Here is a 21,318-nt window from a genome sequence, read left to right on the forward strand (position 1 = left end):
TAGCGCGGCAGCCGCACACGGCGACCCCGCCGTCCGCTGCGCGTTCAGCCGCGCAGTCCCGCCGTCCGAGGACCCAGGCCGAGCGCCGCAGCCGCCCCGAGCTGCTCGGCGGTGTCGACGTCGCGGCGGAGGGTCGAGGCATCCGGAATCTCCAGCGCGGTGCACCCGAGCGCGACGTGCCGTGCGAGCGACCCCTCACCGAACGACGACGCCCACTCGACCCCGGCGCGGGCGGTCACCAGCGTCGAGCCGGTCCCCTCGGCGTCGGCGACGACGGCACGGTCGACGGATGCCGCGGCCCGCAGCGCGTCGGCGAGATCGGCCGGTCGCAGCGCGGGCAGGTCGCCGAGGAGTGCGGCGCGCGGCATCCGTCCTCCCGGGTCGATCGCCGCGATCCCGGTCGCGACCGCGGCGTCGAGGCCGTGCGGCTCGCCCTCGGGCACGAACCGCAGCGCCGGGATCGTCGCCGACTCGCGCGCGAGCTCGGGATCGTCCGACACGACCACGACCTGCAGCACGGCCGCGCACCGGCTGGCCGCGTCGATCGTGTCGAGCGCGATCGCCCGCGCGAGCGCCGCACGGTCGAGCCCCGGCACATCCAGCCGCGACTTGCCGCGCGACGAGCGCTTGACCGGCACCACGACCACCCACCGCCGCGACACCGACTCCTCCGTCCCGGCGGCGGCGCCCGCCGAAGAGGCACCAGCTGCCGCCTTTCGCTCCGACTCGGCGGAGTTCGCGCTGCGCCGCCGCCCGAACAGCGGCGTCACGCGCCGTACTTCGCCCGCAGCCGCGGCAGGATCTCGTCGCCGTACCGCCGCAGGAACGCCTCCTGGTCGTGCCCCGGGTCGTGGAACACGAGGTGACGGAAGCCGAGGTCGATGTACCACCCGATGCGCTCGACGTGCTCGTCCGGGTCGTCCGACACGATGAACCGCGAAGCGGCGCGCTCGATCGGCAGCTGCTCGCCCAGGCGCTGCATCTCGATGGGGTCGTCGACGCCCATCTTCTCCTCGGGCGACAGCGCCAGCGGCGCCCAGAACCGGGTCTTCTCCTTCGCCGCCTCAATGGTGTCGTCCAGCGAGACCTTGATCTCCATCAGCGTGTCGATCGCGTCGGGGGCGCGCCCCGCCTTCTCGAGACCCTCGTGCAGCGCCGGGAGCAGCGTGTCGGTGTACAGCTCGCGCTTCTTGCCGCTGGTGGTGATGAAGCCGTCGGCGATCCGTCCCGCCAGGCGGGTCGCCGCGGGGCCGGCCGCGCCGATGTAGATCGGCACCGGCTGGTCGAGCTTGTCGTAGATCGTGATGTTCTTTGCGTGGTAGTACGTGCCGTCGAAGTTCACCCGGTCTTCCGACCACAGGCGCCGGATCAGGCCGATCGCCTCCTTCAGCCGCTGGAAGCGCTCCGGCGGGTCGGGCCACGCGATGCCCAGGTTCGCCTCGTTGAGCGCCTCGCCGGTGCCGACGCCGAGGATCACCCGCCCCGGATACAGCACGCCGAGGGTTGCGAAGTCCTGCGCCACCACCGTCGGGTTGTACCGGAAGGTCGGCGTCAGCACCGAGGTGCCGATCAGCACCCGCGACGTGCGCGCGCCCAGCGCCCCGAGCCACGGAACGGATGCCGGGGCATGCCCGCCCTCGTGCAGCCAGGGTTGCAGGTGGTCCGAGATGAACACCGAGTCGAAGCCCACCTCTTCGGCGAGCACGGCGTAGTCGAGCAGCTCCGTCGGGCCGAACTGCTCCGCCGACGCCTTGTATCCGAACCGCAGGGGGATCATGCCAGTCTCCTCTCGAGGGGGGCGGGAAGCGCCTCGAACTCCGAGCCGTCGGCCCGGGCGAGGCGCGCACGGAACGCGTCGACGGTGTCCGGCCACAGCAGCGTCAACCGCCCCGACCGTTCGTCGACGTACCAGTTTCTGCAGCCGCCGGTGAGCCAGGGGGTGGATGCCGCGGCCGCCGCGATCTCGTCGGTGTACGCGGCCTCGGCGGCGGCCGACACCCGCAGGACGCCGCCGCGCTCGGCGCGGTCGGCGAGGGCGCGCGCCACGTACCCCGCCTGCTCCTCGATCATGAGGACCGACGAGGAGTGGCCGAGCGACGCGTTGGGCCCGTTCAGCACGAACAGGTTCGGGAACCCCGCCACCACCGTCGACGCGAACGACGTCATGCCGAGCGCCCAGTGCCGCGACAGCGTCTGCCCCTGCTCCCCGCGCACGAGCTCGGCGTACGGCTGCTGCGTCGAGGCGAAGCCTGTGGCGAGGACGATCGCGTCCACCTCGTGGCGGCTTCCGTCCGCGGCGATCGCGGTCGGCCCGTCGACCGCGGTGAGCGCGGCGGGCACGAGTGTCACGGCGTCGGACGCCACGGCCGGGTAGAAGTCGTCCGACAGCAGCACGCGCTTGCAGCCGAACGCGTAGTCCGGGGTGAGCGCGGCGCGGAGGGCGGGGTCGGGCACCGACGAGGCCAGGTGCGCCAGGGCGAGGCCTCGCGCCGAGGCGGCGGCCGCGGCATCCCCCGATCGCGACGCGAAGCGATCCTCGCCCTCGGCGTACAGGCCCGCGCGGAGGGCGGCGAGCGTCTGCGGGTCGCGCGCGAATCGGTCGCGGTCGGCCTCGCTGTAGGCGCCGCCGCCGCGCGGAACGATCCAGGCCGGGGTGCGCTGGAACAGGGTCACGTGGGCCGCCGTCTCGGCGAGGCGGGGAAGCAGCTGCACGGCGCTCGCGCCGCTCCCGACGAGCGCCACGCGCTTTCCGGCGAGGTCGGCCGTGTGGTCCCAGCGGGCCGAGTGGAACAGCGGCCCGCCGAACGTGCCGAGACCGACGATGTCGGGGATCGACGGCTCGGTCAGGCGCCCGCACGCGAGCACGAGCGCGTCGGCGAGCACCGTCCCGCTGGACGTGCCGACACGCCAGGCCTCGTGCTCGGCATCCCAGTCCGCCGACTGCATCCCGGTGCCGAGGCGCACCTTCGGCCACAGGGCCTCGGAGGTGACGACGCTTTCGAGATAGGCGCGTATCTCGGCCCCCGGCGCGAAGGTCTGCGACCAGAACGGGTTCGGATGGGTGGCGAAGCCGTACAGGTGCGCGGGCACGTCGCACGCGACGCCGGGATACGTGTTGTCGCGCCACGTGCCGCCGATCGACGGCGCTCGTTCGAGCAGCATGAAGTCGCCGCGACCCGCCCGCTGCAGCGCGATCGCCATGCCGATCCCCGCGAACCCGGCGCCGACGATCGCGACCTCGACCCGCGTCGTCGACGGGATCACGTCGCGTCCTCGGGGGTCGCGCGAGAAGCGGGTGCGGCCGGGGATGTCCGGAGCGTGCGGTAGTCGGTCGTGCGCAGGCGGAACGGCCGGAACATCCGCGCGGCGAGGGCCGCGGCATCCGCCACCGGCAGTTCGAGGCCGTGCTCGATTCCGGCTTCGGGCTTCACGCGGCCGTCGAGCAGGGTGCCGCCGAGGTCGTCGCCGCCCGATCGCAGGAGAACAGCGGATGCCTCGAGCCCGACGCGCGTCCACGGGATCTGCACGTGCGGGATGCTGCCCGACAGGGCGAGCCGTGACACGGCCACCATCGCGCGGTGCTCGTCGAGGGGTGCCCGGCCCGGCACGAGCGGGACGCCGCCGGACGGCCCGGGGAGGGGGATCGGTACGAACTCGGTGAACCCGCGGGTCTGGTCCTGGATGTCGCGCAGGGCCCGCAGGTGGGCGATCCGCTCGGCCGCCGTCTCGACGTGCCCGTAGAACAGCACCGACGTGGAGCGGAAGCCGGCGCGGTGCGCGGCCGTCATCGCCTCGACCCAGAGGTCGATCTCGAGGTCGCCGGGCGCGACCAGTCGCCGCACGCGCTCGCTGAGGATCTTCACGCCGGTGCCGGGGACGGTGTCGACGCCGGCCTCGCGCATCGCCGCGAGCGCGCCGTCGAGTCCGAGCCCGCCGCGGTCGGCGAGGTCGCGCACGTCCTGCGGCCGGAACGCGTGCAGGTGCAGTTCGGGGGTCGCCGCCTTCACAGCGCGCGCGATGTCGAGGTACCCGCCCGGCTCGAGCGCGGCCGGGAGCAGCCCCTGCACGCAGAGCTCGGTCGCGCCGAGCCCGGCCGCGTCCGCGGCGATCTCCGCCACGTCGTCGAGCGTGAACGTCGCCGGATCGTCGTCCGGCGTCGCCCGCAGGCCGGACGAGGTCAGGTTGCGGTTCACGACGAGGGTGACCGCCTCGCCCACCGTGTACCGGCGCACGTCGTCGGCGGTGGCGGCGAGGTGGTCGAGGTCGGCTCCCGTCGCCTCGAGCAGCGTCACCCACTCGGCGTCGTCGAGCGCGAGCGGATCCGACGCGGCCTTCTCGGCCAGGTGCCGGACGCCGGTCGGTGAAACGGCGGGGACGAACCGGGCTCCGGACGGTCCGGAGGAGCCGTCAGAGGCAGTTCCTCCCGCCGCCTTGACCGCAGGCCGCCGAGAATCGAGGAGATCCGTGGTTCCGGCCGTGCGGGCGAGGCCCGACTCGGGGTCGGCGAGCGCCGCGACGGGTGCGTGCATCGCCGGGTCGAGCCAGGTCCGGGGATCGCGGACGTACTCGGGGTGGGCGGTGAGGCGCTCGCGCAGCTCGAACCCGAGCTCGGCGGTCCGCGCCGCCAGGTCGTCGAGGTGCGGCCAGGGCCGCTCCGGGTTGACGTGGTCGGCGGTGAGCGGCGACACCCCGCCCCAGTCGTCGACGCCGGCACGCACGAGCAGCTCGAGCTCGGCCGGGTCGGAGAGGTTCGGCGGCACCTGGATCCGCATGCGCGCGCCCATCACCAGCCGCGCGACGGCGACCGCGGTCACGTAGTCGAGCAGTTCGGCGTCGGGCGCGCCCTGCATCGCGGTGCGCGGCTTCGCGCGGAAGTTCTGCACGATCACCTCCTGCACGTGCCCGATCCGCTCGCCCTGCTCGGTGTCGATCGCGTGGCTCTCGTTCAGGTCGCGCAGCGCGATCAGCGATTCGGCGCGGTCGTGCAGCGTCTCGCCGATCCCCACCAGGATCCCGGTGGTGAAGGGGATCCGCTCGCGCCCGGCGTCGTCGATCACTCCGAGACGCAGCGCCGGGTCTTTGTCGGGCGAGCCGAAGTGCACCTGACCCGGCTCCTCGAACAGCCGCCGCGAGGTCGTCTCGAGCATCATGCCCATCGACGGTGCGGTGGGGCGCAGCATCCGGAGCTCTTCAGCGCTCATGACGCCCGGGTTCAGGTGCGCGAGCATGCCGGTCTCGGCGGTGACCAGCCGCGCGATGTGGCCGACGTACTCGAGCGTCGACGCGAACCCGTGCTCATCGAGCCAGGCGCGCGCCTCGGGCCAGCGGTCCTCGGGGCGGTCGCCGAGCGTGAGCAGCACTTCCTTGCAGCCCAGGGCGCGACCCTGCCGCACGACGGCGAGCACCTGGTCGGGCGACATGAACGCGGGCTTGTGCTTCTTGAGCAGCTGGCCGGGGGTGTCGACGAACACGCAGTAGTGGCAGCGGTCGCGGCACAGGGTGGTCAGCGGGACGAAGACCTTGCGCGAGTAGGTGATGACGCCGGGGCGACCGGATGCCGCGAGCCCCGCATCCCGCAGGGACGACGCGATCTGGAGCAGACGCTCGAGATCGTCGCCGGTGGCCGCGAGGAGCGCGACGGCGTCGACGATCCCGAGGCGCTCGCCGGCGGCGGCGCGGTCGAGGGCCCGGGCGGTGTCCGGCGGCGAGACGACGGAGGATGCCACGGAGGTCACCGGTCAAGTCTTGCACCGTGCGGCACCGTGCGGCGCCGTGCCGGGCCGCCGATCGTTGCTGTCCCGTAAGCAAATCGTCCCGCGCGCGCCCGTGGGCGCTGGCAGACTAGTCGCATGGTGACCCTGCTGCTCGATTCGACGCGGCTCGAGGTCGTGCTGTCGGGCGCCGAGCGGGTGCTGGCATTCCGCAAGGGGAATGTCGAAATCGAGCGCTCCGCGATCAGCAAGGTGCAGCTCACCGACGACGCGTGGACGTGGCTGCGCGGCGTGCCGAGCCCCGGCACGCACGTGCGCGGCGTGATCGCGATGGGAACGTGGCGGTCGGCGGGCGGCGACGACTTCGCGATCGTGCGCCGCCGACGGCCGAGCGTCGTGATCGACCTGGACGGTCATCCCGAGTTCGAGCGGATCATCCTCACGACCCGGCACGGCCTCGCGCTCGTGCAGGCGCTCCGCGTCGAGGGCGCCGACGAGCCGGCCGACGTCGTCGAGATCGCGGCAGAGACCGGGACGACGCCTGTACAGCCCGCGGCCCCGGTGCGCAAGCCGCGCACCCGCAAGGCGCCGACCGCGGCGCCGGTGGTCTAGGGGGTCCTTCAGCCGTCGGCGCGCACGCCGACCTCGGCCAGCCAGGAGGCGATGACCTCGCGCTGCGCGGCGTCGCACACGCGGCCGTAACCGAGATCGTTCTCCCAGTACTCGTACGAGTTGATCCACACCTGGCGGTGCAGGCTCCACGCGTTCAGCTCGCGCAGCGCGTAGCAGTCGGCCATGAACTCCCAGTCGTCGTCGAACGACGACTCGACGGCGGCGGTCGCCACGGGGTTCGTGTACTGCAGCACGTGCGCGAACTCGTGGAGGGTCACGTAGTGGCGGGCCCAGTCGTCCATCGACGGGTGGAACATGTCCGCCTGGTCGAAGTGGACGACGTACGGGTCGTCGGAGGTGACGCAGCCGACCACGTCCCTCTCGCAGAGCGCGTCGACGTCGTCGAACGTCAGGCGCGCGTACCCGCGACTCACCTGATCGAGCACGCTCTCCATGAGGGTTCCCGAGGCGTTGGTGGCGGCCTCGGCCTCTGCGGCCGTGCGGAGCTCCGCGATGTCGGCCGACAGTGCCCGCAGGCGCTCGGCCCTCGCCGTGCCCGACCCGGCGGTGCGGCGCTTCTCCCACGCCGTCTCGCTCAGGGCCTGCACCTCATCGGCCGGGACGATGTCCGCCATCGGCACACCCTGCACCGAGGCGACCGTCTCTCGGTACTCGTCCATCGCGGCGGAGAACGCGTCACGCTCGTCGACGAGGTCGTTGAGATCCGAGATCTCGTCCTCCTGCTGCTCGATCCGCTCGGTCTGGCGCTCGATGACGTCCTGCAGCTGGATCACCGTCACCACGAGCCAGGCGAGCGCAGCGATCACGACCGCGCCGATGAGCGCGAGCACCACGATGAGCAGGGGCGAGCGCCGGCGCCGGCTGCGCGCCGGGGGCTCGGCGGCCGGAGCCGGGCCGGTCGGAAGGGGGTCAGCTGACGTCACGACGCCAGCTCAGCAGGTGACCGAGGACGACCAGCACGATCGCGTACCCCAGCAGCACGGCGCCACCGGCCCACCACTCGAGGCCGCCCGTGGGCTCGGTCCCGGCGCCCATGGTCAGCACGCTCGCACCCACGAGGGCGTCGCTGGCGGCGCCGGGCAGGTACTGCGTGACCTCGGAGAGGCCGTCGACGAACGAGGCCGCCGTGCGTCCGACCGGCTCCAGGAACTGGGTGAACACCAGCACGCCGACGATCGCGCCGACCTGGTTGCGCACCAGCGCCCCCACGCCGATGCCGATCAGCACCCAGAGGACGTAGGCGAGCAGCATCCGTCCGATCTGGGCCCACGTGTCGGCCGTGGTCAGCTCGGTCTCGAGGCCGTACCCCGACAGCAGGCCGGCGGCGGGACCCACCGATGCGGCGATGCCCACGACGCCGTAGATCACGCCGAGCAGTACGCCGACGAGCAGCTTCGCCCACAGCACCAGCCCGCGCCTCGGAGTGGCGAGGAACGTCGGGGTGAGCGTCTTGTGACGGAACTCCGCCGTCACCATGAGGGTGCCGATGAGCAGCGGGAACACGTACCCCACGGAGGTCGCCACGCTGTAAAGGGTCTCTGCGAGGCCCTCTTCGGGAAGCTCGGGCGCGTTGCCGGGGAGCGTGCCGGTCGCCGACGCCGCGAACACGAACGCGAGCACGGCGGCGGTGAACCCGACGTAGACGGCGAGCACGATCGCCAGCACCCACCACATCGCCGTGCTGAACTGCTTCGTGGTCTCGGAGCGGGTCGCAGCGGTGAGGCTCATCGCGTCTCACCCCCTTCGTCGTCGCGGTCGGCATGGTCGTCGTCGGAGTGCGCCGCTTGATCGTCGTCCCGGGGTTCGCGATCGTCGGTGTGGTCGGACGGGACGTCGTCGGGTGCCCGGTTCGCGGCGTCGTCGAACGCCGCGAAGAACCGGTCGGCGTCGAGGTCGGCGTCCGTCTTGACGTACGGGTCCCAGGGGCGGTCGTCGACGGGATCGGATGCCTCGCCCCCGGCGGAATCGTCACCGCTCGCGGACTGCTCGGTCGAGGCCTGCGCCTGCTGCTCGGCGGTGACGATGTCGATGACCCCCGTGCTCGCGACCGCGAAGGCGGGATGCTCCGGCTCGGGAGTCGGCTCTTCGTCGTCGACCGTGACGATGTCGATCACGCCCGTGCTGGCCACGGCGAAGCCCGAGTGCCGCGACGCGGGGGCGGGCCGGTCCTCCGCCCCCTCGGCTCCCTCGGCCCAGTCGGCTCCCGCGGCGGCGCCCATCGCGGCAGCGGGAGCGGCGCCGGAGCTCTCGGCGTCGAGTTCCGCAGCCACGGACGAGACCGCGTCGGCATCGGCGACCGGTGCGCGATCGGAGTCGGATGTGTCGTCCGAGCCGGGCTGGGAGTCGGGGGTGTCGTCCGAACCGGGCAGGGAGGCGGGCTGGGAGTCGGGGGTGTCATCGGAACCGGGCAGCGTCTCGGCTGCGGCATCCGTCCCGCCCACGGGCAGCGCGGGGATGGTGTCGCCGGCCGTCGCGCTCGTGTGCACGCGCGTGCCGTTCACCAGATCGAGGAAGACCTCCTCGAGCGCGGGGCCGCGCTTCTGCAGCACCGTCAGGGCGACTCCGGCGGCGGCCGCGGCACGACCCACCGATGCGGTGTCGATGCCGCGCACGGTGAGACCCGACCGCAGCACCTCGAACGGGATGCCGTCGGCGGCCAGGGCATCGGCGAGCGCCTTGCGGTCGGTGGAGTCGACGACGGTCGCCTGCTCGGCCGGGTCGGACAGCTCGTCGAGGCCGCCCTGGAACACCAGGCGGCCCTGCGAGATGATCAGCAGCGAATCGACGGTCTGCTGCACCTCGGCGAGCAGATGAGACGACACGAACACCGTGCGCCCCTCGCGCGCGAGCTGGCGGAGGAAGCCGCGGATCCACCGGATCCCCTCGGGGTCGAGACCGTTGGTCGGCTCGTCGAGCACCAGCACGCCCGGGTCGCCGAGCAGCGCGTACGCGAGGCCGAGGCGCTGCCGCATGCCGAGCGAGTATCCGCCGACCTTGCGGCCCGCGGCATCCGACAACCCCACCAGTCCGAGCACCTCGTCGACCCGCGCCCGGGGCAGCCCCGCGGCCTGCGCGTAGACGGTGAGGTGCGCTGCTCCGGAACGTCCGGGATGGAAGCTGGATGCCTCGAGCACCGCACCGACCGTCTGCAACGGCCGCGGCAGCTTGGCGTAGGAGACGCCGCCGATCGTCGCGGTGCCCGCCGTCGGGCGGACCAGGCCGAGCAGCATCCGCAGCGAGGTGGTCTTGCCGGCGCCGTTCGGGCCGAGGAATCCGGTCACCATTCCGGGCTGGACGCGTGCGGAGAGCTCTGAGACTGCGGTGACGCCGCCGAAGCGCTTGGTGACCGCGGAGAATTCCAGCACCTGTCCTTCGGGCATGCCGAACCTCTCGTCGTCGTGAGCTTTTCCCATATCTTTGCCGAAAGTTCGCCTCGGAAGTGAGCAGATGTCTCCGACGCGCCGGACGACGCCGCCTCTCCGGCCGCCGAGACAGGCGCCGAAGGTAACCTTGCCCGCGTGACAGACGACTCCGAGCCGACCGTCCTCGCCCGCACCGCCGGAGGTCTCGGCCGCCTCACCCTCAACCGCCCGCGCGCCCTCAACGCGCTCGACCTCGACATGATCCACCGCCTGCACGCGGCGCTGGATGCGTGGCAGGACGACAGCGACGTCGACCTCGTGCTGCTCGACGGCGCCGGCGAGCGCGGGCTGTGCGCCGGCGGCGACGTGCGCGGACTGGCCGAGCGGGTCTCGAGCGGCCGAGCCGCCGACACCGCGCAGTTCTTCCGCGACGAGTACGCGCTCAACGCCCGCATCGCCGAATACCCGAAGACGTTCATCGCGCTCGCCGACGGGATCACGATGGGCGGCGGCATCGGGGTCGCCGGGCACGCGGCGGTGCGGATCGTCACCGAGCGGTCCCAGCTCGCCATGCCCGAGACCCGCATCGGGTTCACCCCGGACGTGGGCGGCACGTGGCTGCTCGCGCACGCTCCCGGACGTCTCGGCGAATACCTCGGTCTCACCGGCGCGGTGATGGACGCCAGCGACGCGATCTACGCCGGCTTCGCCGACCACTTCGTGCCGTCGGAGCGCCTCGACGGACTGCGCGACGCCCTCGAGACGCGCGCCGACCCGTCCAGCCCGACCGAGCTCGTGCTGCTGTTCGACGAGACGCCGCCGCCGTCGAAGCTGGAGCGCGCGCGGGAGTGGATCGACGTCGCCTTCGCGGGCGAGACGGTGCTCGACATCGTCGAACGGCTGCGGGCACGACCCGAGGCCGAGGCATCCGCCACCGCCGACCTCCTCGGAGAGCTCGCGCCGACGGGGCTCGCCGTGACTCTCGCGTCGATCCGCCGGTCGCGCGGGCTGCCCGGGCTCCGCGCCGCGCTCGAGCAGGAGTACGGGCTCGTGATGTGGTTCGCCACCACCCAGCCCGACCTCGTCGAAGGCATTCGCGCGCAGGTGATCGATAAGGACCGGTCGCCGCGGTGGCGGCCGGCGACGCTCGCCGACCTGCCACCGGACGTCGCGGCATCCGCTCTCGGCCATCGTCCCGACATCCCGCTCTGGAGCTGACCCGGTGTTCGACAGTCCCGTCTCTGCCTCCGCGTACGAGGTGCTCGGCGTCGCCCCCGACGTCGACGACGAGGCGCTGCGCCGTGCCTACCGCCTGCGGCTGCGCCAGACCCACCCCGACACCGGCGGCGACGCCGCGGTCTTCATCCAGGTGCAGCGGGCATGGGAGCTCGTCGGCACGCCGGAGGCGCGCGCGGCGTACGACCGCGGCCACGGCTTCGGCGACGCGCCGGCGCCCGAGTGGTCCGGGTGGCGCGCCCCCGCCGCTCGCCCCGACACCCGCCCCCGGGCCCGCTCCTACGGGCACCCCGGCGGCTGGCGTCGGGAGCGCTATCTCGCGCTGATCCGCGAATGGGCGGGCCGCGGGGTCACCCTCGACGATCCGTACGATCCGGCGCTCGTACGGTCGGCGCCGCAGCACCTGCGCCGTCTGCTCGCCGACGCGCTCGCCGAAGAGGCGACGGCCCGCATCGTCGCCGACCTCGGCATGGGCTACACGGTCTGGCACGATGTGGCGCCCGCGGGCCGCGACAGCGACCCCGACGCGAAGATCGACCACATCGTCCTCGGGCCGAGCGGGGTGTACGGCATCCTGTCGGAGGACTTCGGCGGCCCGGTGGGCGTGCGCCGGGGCGAGCTCGTCGGGGACGGGGTGGTCGGCACCCCGATCGCGACGCTCGTGGCACGGATGCGCGGGCTCGCGCGGGCCGCGGGGGTGCGCTTCAGCGGCGCGATCGTCGTGCTCCCCGACGACGACGTCCTGCAGGTGATCGACGAGATCGGCAAGGTGCGCGGCACGCCGGTCGCGGTCGTGGCGCGCGGGGCGCTGTCGACCGTGCTGCGGCGGGGCATCACCGGCGGCCGGCCGATCGGCGGCAACGAGGTCTTCGACGTGCGCACCCGCCTGCAGCAGGCCGTGCGGTTCGCCTAGACGCCGGCGTCGGCTCGGGCCTCGGACACGGCCTCCGACCACACGGCGAGCTCATTACCGGCAGGGTCGGCGAAGTGGAAGCGGCGCCCGCCCGGGAATCCGTAGATCTCGTGCACGATCGTGGCACCGGATGCCTCCACCTTCGCCCGCGCCGCTTCGAGGTCTTCGACGTAGATGACGGTCAGAGGCATGGCCTGCTTGTGGGCGTCGGCGACACCATTGAACCCGGCGACGACCCCGCTGTCGTGGGTGTCGTAGTAGTCGCCGTAGTCGGTGAAGCTCCAGCCGAAGGCGGACTCGTAGAAGCGCCGCGTCGCCTCGAGCGACGCGCTGTCGCTCGCGGGGAACTCGATCAGGTCGATCCGGTTGTGCGTGGGCATGCGACCGGTCTACCAGCGGGGCCCGACACCGGGAAGCACGGAGGCCGACCGGTCCGTCAGTCGGTGATGCCGAACAGCTCCAGCGGGTGCGTCAGCCGCCACCAGGCGTCGGGACCCTCGACGTCCTCGGCCAGGCGCAGGTCGACCGTCATGTCATCGAGGGGCCCGGTCACCGTGAGATCGCCGACGACGTCGCCCTCGTCGCGGTTGTCGCCGAGAGCGTACGTGCTCGTCACCTCGCCCGCGCCGCCGTTCCACAGCACGACCGACGCGTCGTCCGAGACCTCGATGTCGACCTCTTCGCCCCAGGCCGTCTCGACGATGCCCGCCACCGTTCCCGCCGTGACCGACGGCTCGAGCTGAAGCTCCTGCTCGAGCTGGGCGTACAGTGCCCGCGAGGCGGCCAGGCGGCTCGCGTCGTCGGGCTGGCCGAGAACCGACGCGAACAGGCGCACGGGCGTCTCGCCGACGGTGATGTCCTTCGCCGACAGCAGGTTCCAGGTCGCGAGGGTGCCGGTCTTGATCCCCACCACCCCGGGGTCGGCCAGAAGGCCGTTCGTGTTCTGCACGAGGCCCGCGCCGGGCAGTTCCACCGACGGCTTCGCGACGATCTCGGCGATGACCGGGTTCGCGAGCGCCTTCTGCGCCAGCACGATGAGGGCCTCCGGCGTCGCGGAGTTGCCCGGGTCCATCCCGGTCGGCTCGACGATCGTGATCCCCGGCACGCCGTGCGTCTGCAGCCACGACATCGCAGCCCGCGCGAACACCTCGTCGGACGGGAAGAGGTTGCCGGCCAGCCGGTCGGCATAGTTGTTCGCCGACCCGATCAGCATCCCCTCGAGCATCTGGTACTGGGTGAGCGCGCCGCCCACGGGCACGTCGAGCGCGGACTCGCCGGCGTAGCGGTAGTCCCAGTACGACACCGAGTCGCCGTAGCCGAAGCGGAACTCCGGACCCTGCTCGCCCACTGCGAGGGGCATCTCATCGAGCACGACGAGCGCGGTGACCACCTTCGTGATGCTGGCGATCGCGTCCGGATCGGCCGCCGACGCCAGCGTGCCCGGCACGCCGCCGACCGAGATCGCGGCGCTTCCGGCGGCCGGCCAGGCCGGTTCGGCGGCGGCCGCCGCGACCGGCTGCACCTGGATCGCGGTGACGGTCGGGGCCACGGCGTGCAGCGGCCACGCGAGAGTCGTCGCGGCGTAGGCACCGAGAACGCCCGCGATCACCAGGGTCGGCACGATGACGCCCGCCCGCAGGGGGGAGCGGGGCGGCAGGTCGGAGAGCAGGTCGCGCTCGACGGGGACGTAGGCCGACGACGCTGCCGTGAGGTTCTCGGGCGCCGGCGGTCGCGCAGCGGTGCGCTCGTCGACCCACGCCAGCGCGCCGGTCGGCGCAGACGTCGCGGCCCCAGCGGCCGGGGCCGCGGCATCCGGAGCGGAAGCCGACCCGAGGGGCGTGGCCGTGCCCGGCACGCCCGCTTGCGTCGGGCCCGCCGCCACCGAAACCGCGGCCGGCGAGCCGGCCGCCGACATCGACGGCACGTCCTGAGGCGCGAGGGTGAGCACGCCGTCGGATGCCGCACCGCGCGGTTCGGTGACCGGGAACTCGCCCGTGTTCCCCCGGCGCGCGCGGCGCGTCGGGGCGGGGGCGTCGTCCAGGGTCACTCGCACAAGATACCGCGCACCCCGGCGTATACTCATGCGCACAACCACGGGAGTCCGGTGAGCCGGGCTGAGAGGAAGCGACCCACGCTTCGACCGTCGAACCTGATCCGGATCATGCCGGCGCAGGGAGGAGTTCACATGCACGCATCCGCGTCCGCCCCCACGTCCACGCCCACGACCGCGTCCGCACCATCGCGGAACTTCCGCTGGCGCGTCGTCGACATCGTCGTCGCCAGCGTCGTCGGCGTCGCCTCAGGCCTCATCTTCCTGTTCTGGAACATCGGCTACCTCGGTCCGAAGACCCTGCTCGAACCGCTCGCGCCCGGACTGCAGGGTCTGCTCGACGGCCCGTGGCTGTTCGCCGGGGTGCTCGGCGCGCTCATCATCCGCAAGCCGGGAGCGGCGATCTACACCGAGACGCTCGCCGCGGTCGTCTCGGCCCTCGTCGGCAACACCTGGGGCGGATTCCTCACCATCGAGGCGGGACTCGTGCAGGGACTGGGCGCCGAGCTCGTCTTCCTCCTCTTCTTCTACAAGCGGTGGAGCCTCCCCGTCGCCGTGCTCGCCGGTGCGGGGGCTGCCCTCGCCGGCGGCATCAACAACCTGCTGCTGTGGTTCGCCGGCGCAGACACCCTCTTCGTCACGATCTACCTCGCCAGCACGCTGCTGTCGGGAGCGGTCATCGCCGGCGCCGGGTCGTGGCTGATCGCGCGCGGCCTCGCGGCGACCGGGGCGCTCGACCGGTTCGCGGCGGGCCGCGAGGCCCGCGCCCGAGTCTGACCCGTGGGCTCGCCGGCGGTTCGCCCCGCCGCGGTCGAGGCGCGCGGGTGGGGCTGGCGGCACGCGTCGCGTCACGCGTGGGCGGTGCGGGATGCCACGTTCCGCATCGAGCCCGGTGAGCGCGTCCTGCTGCTCGGGGCGTCGGGATCGGGCAAGTCGACCCTGCTGCACGGCCTCGCGGGTGTGCTCGGCGGCGACGAGGAGGGCGAGGCCGAGGGGTCGCTGCTCATCGACGGCGTGCCGGCGGCGCAGGCGCGCGGCCGGGCCGGACTGGTGCTGCAGGACCCCGACTCGCAGGTGATCCTCGCCCGGGTCGGCGACGACGTCGCCTTCGGCTGCGAGAACCTGGGGGTGCCGCGCGACGAGATCTGGCCGCGCGTCTCGGCCGCGCTCGACGCCGTCGGACTCGACGTGCCGCTCGACCGGCCCACGAAGGCATTGTCGGGCGGTCAGAAGCAGCGGCTGGCGCTCGCCGGTGCGCTCGCGATGCAGCCGGGCCTCGTGCTGCTCGACGAGCCCACGGCCAACCTCGATCCCGTCGGCGTCGCCGACGTGCGGGATGCGGTCGGCAGGATGCTCGACGAGCGCGGGTCGACGATGGTGGTCGTCGAGCACAGGGTCGACGTGTGGCTGCCGATCGTGACCCGGGTGATCGTGCTGGGCGATGGCGGGGTGGTGGCCGACGGCTCGCCCGAAGCGGTGCTCGGCGCCCGCGGAGCCGAACTCGCGGCCGGCGGCGTCTGGGTGCCGGGTATCCGGCCCGCGTGGCCCGACCCGCCTCGGACCGCGGCCGGCGAGGTGCTGCTCCGGGCGGAGCGGCTCGGGGTCGCGCGGGTCAGGGGTCACACCGTCGCCCGGGGGATCGACCTGGAGGTGCGGGCGGGTGCGGCGACGGCGATCACGGGACCGAACGGCGCCGGCAAGTCGACGCTCGGCCTGACCCTCGCCGGGCTGCTGCCTCCGGCGGAGGGCGTGGTCGCGGCATCCGCTTCCCTCGCCGCCGGCGCCGGGACGTCGCCGATCCGGTGGCGGTCGCGCGAGCTGCTCTCCCGCATCGGCACCGTGTTCCAGGACCCCGAGCACCAGCTGCTCGCCCGCACCGTGCGGGACGAGCTGGAGGTTGGGCCGCGCGCCCTCGGGCTGGCGGACGCCGAGATCGGGCCGCGGGTGGAGGAACTCCTGGAGCGACTGCGCCTGGACCGGCTTGCGGCCGCCAACCCGTACACGCTGTCGGGCGGAGAGAAGCGACGGCTCACGGTCGCCGCGGCGCTGGCGACCGCCCCGCGCGTGCTCGTGCTCGACGAGCCGACGTTCGGACAGGATGCGCGCACCTGGTCGGAGCTCGTCGCGCTGCTCGCCCGGCTCCGTGACGAGGGCTCCGCGATCGTCGTCGTCACGCACGACGCGGACGTCGTCGCGGCGCTCGCAGCCCGGCGGTTCGAGCTGCGCGGAGGCGAGGCATCCGGATGACCCTCCTCGACAGCCATGCGCGCACCGGCGCCGTCGCGCGCATCAACCCGGTCGCGAAGCTCGGCGCGAGCGCGGCGGTCGCGCTGCCGCTGATCCTCACGCTCGACGTCGTGTCGGCGGCGGTGGCACTCGGGCTCGAGCTGCTGCTCTTCCCGCTGGCCGGGCTCACATGGCGCGAGTTCTGGGTGCGCACGTGGCCGGTCTGGCTGGCCGCGCCGCTGACCGGCCTGACGATCGCGCTCTACGGCGAGACGAGCGGGACGGTGTACGTCGACTGGTTCGTGGTGCGCATCAGCGAGGGGTCGCTCGAGCTCGCCCTCGCGACCACCCTGCGCGTGCTGGCGATCGCGCTGCCGTCGGTCGTGCTGTTCGTCACCGTCGACCCGACCGACCTCGCCGACGGGCTCGGCCAGGTGCTGCGGCTGCCGGCACGGTTCGTGCTCGGCGCACTCGCCGGGCTGCGCATGGTCGGGCTGTTCCTCGACGACTGGCGCGCGCTCGAGCTCGCGCGCCGGGCCCGGGGCGTGGCCGACCGGGGTCGACTGCGCCGGTTCCTCGGGATGGCGTTCGCGCTGCTCGTGCTGTCGCTGCGCCGCGGATCGAAGCTCGCCACCGCGATGGAGGCGCGGGCCTTCGGCGCGCCCGGCGAGCGCACGTGGGCGCGGGAGTCGACCTTCGGCGGACGGGAGTGGGCGCTGATCGGCGTCGGCCTCGCGGTCGCGCTGGTAGCGACCGCGGCGGCCGTGGCCGCGGGAACCTGGAACTTCATCCTCGGCCCGTCGGCGTGACCGGCCCGAGACGTCAGCCCGCGGCGACCAGGCGCTGATACGCCGGCTGCAGGGCGGGGAAGTACGCGCTCCACGGCACGGTCGCCGCATCCCGTCCCTTGTGCACGGCGACCAGCCGGTCGAGGTAGTACTCCCACCCCGGACCGATCGAGCCGACGTCCGCGGTGGGATCGAGACGCTGGCCGAACACGAGCAGCGTCGACTCGCCCTTGTCGACGAGCTCGAACCACAGGTGCCACGAACCCGTCGCGGCCGACGTGTCGCCGGCGAACCGGCGGGGCGGGTCGCACTCGAGGATCGTGTACTCCTCGGGCGGGGCATCCTCGTCCTCCGCCGTCATGAAGAAGGCGATGCGGCCCGACCGCGGGTCGCCCTCCCATCGGCCGATCCAGCGTTCGAGTCGCGCCGACTCGGTGAGCTCGCGCCACACCTCGGCCGCCGGGGCGGCGAAGACCCGGGTGAGCACCAGGTTCGGGTGGCCGTCGATGTCGGTCACGGTGCCCGTGATGTCGGTGCGTTCGGTCATGTCGCGTTCCACAGCTCCCGGTAGTACGAGAGGCGCTCGCGGTCGGGATCGACGCCGTACGCCTCGATGAGCGCGTCCTCCCATCCCGGTCCATAGTTCCACTCGGTGCTCATCGCCGCCACGGCGATGTCGGCCCAGCGGTCGGCGACTCCGAGGGTCCCGAGGTCGACGTGGGCCAGCCAGCGGCCGTCGTCGCCGATGAGGGTGTTCGGGCAGCAGGCGTCGCCGTGGCAGACGACGAGCCGGTCGACGGATGGCGGCGTGCCGAATCGCCTCGGGAGCCGGATGCCTCGCCCCGCGGCGTTCTCGATGCGCGCGGCCACTCCCCAGTCGAACGGGCAGTCCTCGACGGGGAGCGCGTCGTGCAGCGCACGCAGACCTTCGCCGACCGCGCGGACGGCGATGTCGGGCTGCGCGACCCAGCGCGGGGCGACGGCGCTTTCGCCCGGCAGAGCCCGGGTGACGAGCCACTCGTGGGTGTCGTCGTGGCCGACCTCGATCACCTGCGGCACGCGGCTGTGGCGTCTGGCCCACTCCAGCCTCGCCGCCTCCCCGGCGAGCGACGACTCGGCGTTGCGCGGTCCGTGCTTGATGTAGCGGCCGTCGTCGGTCGCGAACGTCAGCCCGCCGTAGTCGTTGCGCCAGACGGGCGCCAGCGAGGCGCCGCGCGCGAGCGCGCGCACGCGTGCGGGTGGTTCGACGAGGTCGGCGGGGATCGACATCCGTCACTCGTCCAGCACCGCGAGCAGGATCGCCGCGTGGTTGCGTTCGGGGTCGTGCGCACCGTACAGCAGGGTGGCGTGCGGATGCTTCGCGAGTTCGGCGCGCAGCGGCTGCAGCGCAGGCGCCGCGGTCAGCTCGGCACGGTACGCGTCGGCGAACTCCTCCCACGGCAGCCCGTCCTGGTGGAAGGCCCGTCGCAGCTGCGTGGAAGGGGCGACGTCCTTGGCCCACAGGTCGACCGCCGCCCGGTACTTCGTGAGGCCGCGCGGCCAGAGCCGGTCGACCAGCACCCGGAACCCGTCGCCGGGGGCAGGGTCGTCGTACACACGCTTGAGCCTGAGCGCCATGTGCCCATTAGACACCGTGGAATGTGCAGTCGGTCTAGCCTGAGTTGCGGCACCCCGCGCCGCGCTGCCCTCGGCGGCGACCGGCGCATCTGACACTGAGTCCCGCGTAAGGTGGGATGCAATCTCGCAGTTCGAAGGAGAACGCATGGATCTGACGGCTCAGACGGATGCCTCCGCCCTCGTCACCGGCGGCGCCAGCGGCCTCGGCCTCGCCACCGCCCGGCGCCTGGCCGCCGCGGGCGCGCGGGTGACGATCGTCGATCTTCCGACGTCCGCCGGAGCCGACGTCGCCGCCGAACTGGGCGGGACCTTCGCCTCGGCGGACGTCACCGACCCGGCGCAGGTCGCCGCCGCCGTCGAGGCGGCGGCCGCCGCCGGGCCGCTGCGGGTGGTCGTGAACTGCGCGGGCATCGCGCCGCCGGCGAAGGTCCTCGACCGCGAGGGAGCGCCCACGCCGCTCGACGGCTTCGAGCGCATCGTGCGCGTCAATCTCATCGGCACCTATAACGTGCTCTCGCAGGCGGCGGCGGTCATGGCCCGCACCGAGCCGACCGAGGACGGCGACCGCGGCGTGATCGTGAACACCGCGAGCGTCGCCGCGTTCGACGGGCAGATCGGCCAGCCGGCCTACGCGGCGAGCAAGGGCGGTGTGCACGCGATGACGCTTCCCGTGGCTCGCGAGCTGGCGCGGTACGGGATCCGGGTGCTGACGATCGCGCCCGGCATCATGGAGACGCCCATGCTGATGGGACTCCCGCAGGCCGCGCAGGACTCGCTCGGTCAGCAGGTGCCCTACCCGCAGCGCCTCGGACGCCCCGACGAGTACGCCCGGCTGGTGATGGCCATCGTCGACAACGGCTACCTCAACGGCGAGACGATCCGCCTCGACGGCGCCATCCGCATGGCGCCGAAGTAGCGCCACGCGATCCCGCCCCGAAAACCGACCCGACCTTCAGGAGAGACATGAGCGACTCGATCCTCGTCACGAGAGACGGCGCCCTCGCCCGGGTGACGTTCAACCGTCCCGCATCGCTCAACGCGATGGGCTTCGAGATGGGCCGGCGGTGGCGCGACGTGGCGCACGAGCTGACGTCCGACGACTCCGTCGGCGCGGTGATCCTCGATGCCGCGGGGCCGGCCTTCTGCGCCGGCGGCGACGTGCGCGAGATGGCCACGTCGGGGGCGTCGGGTGCCGACGTGACCGGCGCCGCGCAGACGATCCACGACGGCATCCGCACCTTCGTCGAATCGTCGATCCCGATCGTGGCCGCCGTGCAGGGCGCCGTGGCCGGCGGAGGACTCGGCCTGATGCTCACCGCCGATTACATCGTCGCGTCGGACCAGGCTCGTTTCGTCAGCAAGTACGCCAACATCGGGCTCACCCCCGACCTCGGTGTCTCGACCCTGCTCCCGGCCGCGATCGGGCAGCGCCGGGCGCTGCAGCTGCTGCTGCAGGACGTGACGATCGACGCCGCCACCGCCCTGGACTGGGGTCTCGTGAACGAGGTCGTCGCCGCGGATGCGGTCGCCTCGCGCGCGGCGGAGGTCGCGGCGTTCTGGCTCGGAGGCGCCACCGCGGCCTTCGGGCAGGCGAAGCGACTGGTCCGCACCGGGGCGGCCCGGTCGTTCCGCGAGAACCTCGACGATGAGGCGGCGTCGATCGGCGCCCGCTTCGACACCGACGACGCGAAGCACCGCATCGCGGCGTTCGCCGCCGCGCGACGGCCCCAGTAGGCGCGACCCCGCAGGCCGCCACCCCCGCGACGCCCCGCCCCCGACCCTCCCTCACATCCACCGGAGCAGCACAGTGACCGATTCCCCGAACTCCGCGCCGACTCTCGCCGGCAAGACGATCCTGATGTCGGGCGGCAGCCGCGGCATCGGCCTCGCCATCGCCCTCCGGGCAGCACGCGACGGTGCGAACATCGCCCTGCTCGCCAAGACCGACACCCCCCACCCGAAGCTCGAGGGCACCGTGCACTCGGCGGCCAAGCAGATCCGCGCCGCCGGAGGGCAGGCGCTGCCGATCGTGGGCGACGTTCGCAACGACGACGACGTGACGGAGGCCGTGCTCAAGACGCAGGGCGAGTTCGGGGGCATCGACATCGTCGTGAACAACGCCTCGGTGATCGACCTGTCACGCTCGCTCGATCTGCCCGCGAAGAAGTACGACCTGATGCAGGACGTCAACGTGCGCGGCACGTTCATGCTGAGCCGCGCGGCGGTGCCGATGCTGAAGGATGCCCCGAACCCCCACATCCTGTCGCTGTCGCCGCCGCTCAACCTGTCGCCGACCTGGCTCGGCGCCCACACCGGCTACACGCTCGCCAAGTACGGCATGACGATGGTGACGCTGGGACTGGCGGCCGAGTTCGGCAAGGACGGCATCGCCGCGAACACCCTGTGGCCCGCGACGACGATCGCCACGGCGGCGGTGCAGTTCGCGCTCGGCGGCGACGCGATGATGAAGGTGAGCCGCACCCCGGAGGTGTACGCGGATGCCGCGTACGAGGTGTTCGTGAAGCCCGCCGCCGAGTACACCGGCCAGACGCTGATCGTCGAGGACGTGCTCCGCGATGCGGGTGTCACCGACTTCTCGCGCTACGCCGCCGTGCCCGGGACCCCCGACTCCGCGCTCTTCCCCGACATCTTCTTGGACTGACCCGCTGGTTGAGTAGCCGCGCCAGCGGCGTATCGAAACCCCCACCGAGCAACCTCGACCCCCGACCCCCGACCCCCGACCCTCGCCCTCTCGCCCGCTCGGAACGGCGGGCGTAGGGTG

General features: G+C 73.0%; 21 protein-coding genes and 1 riboswitch. Of the genes, 9 read left to right on the top strand and 12 right to left on the bottom strand.

The window, feature by feature from the left end; genetic code table 11:
- Nucleotides 1-44 precede the first annotated feature (44 nt).
- The 4 genes from cofC to cofG are packed head-to-tail and all read right to left on the bottom strand — an operon-like array spanning nucleotide 45 to nucleotide 5,735.
- Nucleotides 45-770, bottom strand: coding sequence for a 2-phospho-L-lactate guanylyltransferase (gene cofC / locus ACFUTX_RS11345; protein ID WP_378864287.1), 726 nt, complete (start codon nucleotides 768-770; stop codon nucleotides 45-47).
- A complete protein-coding gene (gene fgd, locus ACFUTX_RS11350) occupies nucleotides 767-1,777 on the bottom strand; it encodes a glucose-6-phosphate dehydrogenase (coenzyme-F420) (RefSeq protein ID WP_378864290.1) in 1,011 nt (336 codons plus the stop codon). The genes cofC and fgd overlap by 4 nt, the downstream gene beginning before the upstream one ends.
- A complete protein-coding gene (locus ACFUTX_RS11355) occupies nucleotides 1,774-3,264 on the bottom strand; it encodes a flavin-containing monooxygenase (RefSeq protein ID WP_378864293.1) in 1,491 nt (496 codons plus the stop codon). Before ACFUTX_RS11355 ends, fgd begins: the two co-directional genes overlap by 4 nt.
- Nucleotides 3,261-5,735 (bottom strand): 7,8-didemethyl-8-hydroxy-5-deazariboflavin synthase CofG, encoded by a 2,475-nt coding sequence (gene cofG / locus ACFUTX_RS11360; protein ID WP_378864296.1) that lies wholly within the window; start codon nucleotides 5,733-5,735, stop codon nucleotides 3,261-3,263. The genes ACFUTX_RS11355 and cofG overlap by 4 nt, the downstream gene beginning before the upstream one ends.
- 114 nt (nucleotides 5,736-5,849) lie before the next feature.
- On the opposite strand from cofG, the gene ACFUTX_RS11365 reads away from it, so the two are divergent.
- Nucleotides 5,850-6,323 (top strand): hypothetical protein, encoded by a 474-nt coding sequence (locus ACFUTX_RS11365; protein ID WP_378864299.1) that lies wholly within the window; start codon nucleotides 5,850-5,852, stop codon nucleotides 6,321-6,323.
- Nucleotides 6,324-6,331: 8 nt separating this feature from the next.
- Here ACFUTX_RS11365 and ACFUTX_RS11370 read toward each other — a convergent pair whose 3' ends face one another.
- From ACFUTX_RS11370 to ACFUTX_RS11380, 3 genes are read right to left on the bottom strand one after another with little or no spacing between them, the layout of a single operon-like run.
- Nucleotides 6,332-7,267: a hypothetical protein gene (locus tag ACFUTX_RS11370; RefSeq protein WP_378864302.1), complete on the bottom strand. Its 936-nt coding sequence runs from the start codon at nucleotides 7,265-7,267 to the stop codon at nucleotides 6,332-6,334.
- Nucleotides 7,254-8,072, bottom strand: a complete 819-nt coding sequence (locus ACFUTX_RS11375) for an ABC transporter permease (protein WP_378864304.1) — start codon at nucleotides 8,070-8,072, stop codon at nucleotides 7,254-7,256. The genes ACFUTX_RS11370 and ACFUTX_RS11375 overlap by 14 nt, the downstream gene beginning before the upstream one ends.
- Entirely contained in the window at nucleotides 8,069-9,724 is a 1,656-nt protein-coding gene (locus ACFUTX_RS11380) for an ATP-binding cassette domain-containing protein (RefSeq protein ID WP_378864307.1), read from the bottom strand. Before ACFUTX_RS11380 ends, ACFUTX_RS11375 begins: the two co-directional genes overlap by 4 nt.
- A gap of 138 nt (nucleotides 9,725-9,862) precedes the next feature.
- Between ACFUTX_RS11380 and ACFUTX_RS11385 the strand changes: the two genes are divergently transcribed.
- Both ACFUTX_RS11385 and ACFUTX_RS11390 read left to right on the top strand, forming a co-directional pair.
- Nucleotides 9,863-10,924: an enoyl-CoA hydratase/isomerase family protein gene (locus ACFUTX_RS11385; RefSeq protein ID WP_378864310.1), complete on the top strand. Its 1,062-nt coding sequence runs from the start codon at nucleotides 9,863-9,865 to the stop codon at nucleotides 10,922-10,924.
- Nucleotides 10,925-10,928: 4 nt separating this feature from the next.
- On the top strand, nucleotides 10,929-11,855 hold the full coding sequence (locus tag ACFUTX_RS11390) for a DnaJ domain-containing protein (RefSeq protein ID WP_378864313.1): 927 nt from the start codon (nucleotides 10,929-10,931) through the stop codon (nucleotides 11,853-11,855).
- Here ACFUTX_RS11390 and ACFUTX_RS11395 read toward each other — a convergent pair.
- Both ACFUTX_RS11395 and ACFUTX_RS11400 read right to left on the bottom strand, forming a co-directional pair.
- Entirely contained in the window at nucleotides 11,852-12,235 is a 384-nt protein-coding gene (locus tag ACFUTX_RS11395) for a VOC family protein (protein WP_378864316.1), read from the bottom strand. The genes ACFUTX_RS11390 and ACFUTX_RS11395 overlap by 4 nt on opposite strands.
- A 56-nt stretch (nucleotides 12,236-12,291) precedes the next feature.
- Complete coding sequence (locus ACFUTX_RS11400) at nucleotides 12,292-13,902, bottom strand: D-alanyl-D-alanine carboxypeptidase family protein (RefSeq protein WP_378864319.1); 1,611 nt, start codon at nucleotides 13,900-13,902, stop codon at nucleotides 12,292-12,294.
- Nucleotides 13,903-13,938: 36 nt separating this feature from the next.
- Nucleotides 13,939-14,050: riboswitch (TPP riboswitch) on the top strand.
- On the opposite strand from ACFUTX_RS11400, the gene ACFUTX_RS11405 reads away from it, so the two are divergent.
- From ACFUTX_RS11405 to ACFUTX_RS11415, 3 genes are all read left to right on the top strand, one after another.
- Complete coding sequence (locus tag ACFUTX_RS11405; protein ID WP_378864322.1) at nucleotides 14,041-14,682, top strand: ECF transporter S component; 642 nt, start codon at nucleotides 14,041-14,043, stop codon at nucleotides 14,680-14,682. (Overlaps the previous riboswitch by 10 nt.)
- Nucleotides 14,683-14,766: 84 nt before the next feature.
- On the top strand, nucleotides 14,767-16,152 hold the full coding sequence (locus ACFUTX_RS11410) for an ABC transporter ATP-binding protein (RefSeq protein WP_378864666.1): 1,386 nt from the start codon (nucleotides 14,767-14,769) through the stop codon (nucleotides 16,150-16,152).
- On the top strand, nucleotides 16,149-16,940 hold the full coding sequence (locus ACFUTX_RS11415) for an energy-coupling factor transporter transmembrane component T family protein (protein WP_378864324.1): 792 nt from the start codon (nucleotides 16,149-16,151) through the stop codon (nucleotides 16,938-16,940). Before ACFUTX_RS11410 ends, ACFUTX_RS11415 begins: the two co-directional genes overlap by 4 nt.
- Nucleotides 16,941-16,953: 13 nt before the next feature.
- Here ACFUTX_RS11415 and ACFUTX_RS11420 read toward each other — a convergent pair whose 3' ends face one another.
- The 3 genes from ACFUTX_RS11420 to ACFUTX_RS11430 are packed head-to-tail and all read right to left on the bottom strand — an operon-like array spanning nucleotide 16,954 to nucleotide 18,536.
- A complete protein-coding gene (locus tag ACFUTX_RS11420; RefSeq protein WP_378864327.1) occupies nucleotides 16,954-17,466 on the bottom strand; it encodes an SRPBCC family protein in 513 nt (170 codons plus the stop codon).
- On the bottom strand, nucleotides 17,463-18,188 hold the full coding sequence (locus ACFUTX_RS11425) for a phosphotransferase (protein ID WP_378864330.1): 726 nt from the start codon (nucleotides 18,186-18,188) through the stop codon (nucleotides 17,463-17,465). The genes ACFUTX_RS11420 and ACFUTX_RS11425 overlap by 4 nt, the downstream gene beginning before the upstream one ends.
- A gap of 3 nt (nucleotides 18,189-18,191) precedes the next feature.
- On the bottom strand, nucleotides 18,192-18,536 hold the full coding sequence (locus tag ACFUTX_RS11430; protein WP_378864333.1) for a DUF488 domain-containing protein: 345 nt from the start codon (nucleotides 18,534-18,536) through the stop codon (nucleotides 18,192-18,194).
- A gap of 145 nt (nucleotides 18,537-18,681) precedes the next feature.
- On the opposite strand from ACFUTX_RS11430, the gene ACFUTX_RS11435 reads away from it, so the two are divergent.
- The 3 genes from ACFUTX_RS11435 (at nucleotide 18,682) to ACFUTX_RS11445 (ending at nucleotide 21,198) form a co-directional block, all read left to right on the top strand.
- Complete coding sequence (locus ACFUTX_RS11435; protein ID WP_378864336.1) at nucleotides 18,682-19,452, top strand: SDR family NAD(P)-dependent oxidoreductase; 771 nt, start codon at nucleotides 18,682-18,684, stop codon at nucleotides 19,450-19,452.
- A gap of 47 nt (nucleotides 19,453-19,499) precedes the next feature.
- Complete coding sequence (locus ACFUTX_RS11440; RefSeq protein ID WP_378864339.1) at nucleotides 19,500-20,270, top strand: enoyl-CoA hydratase/isomerase family protein; 771 nt, start codon at nucleotides 19,500-19,502, stop codon at nucleotides 20,268-20,270.
- Nucleotides 20,271-20,343: 73 nt separating this feature from the next.
- Nucleotides 20,344-21,198 (top strand): SDR family oxidoreductase, encoded by an 855-nt coding sequence (locus ACFUTX_RS11445; RefSeq protein ID WP_378864342.1) that lies wholly within the window; start codon nucleotides 20,344-20,346, stop codon nucleotides 21,196-21,198.
- Nucleotides 21,199-21,318 lie beyond the last annotated feature (120 nt).

Source organism: Microbacterium sp. NPDC057407 (assembly GCF_042803895.1).
GTDB lineage: Bacteria > Actinomycetota > Actinomycetes > Actinomycetales > Microbacteriaceae > Microbacterium.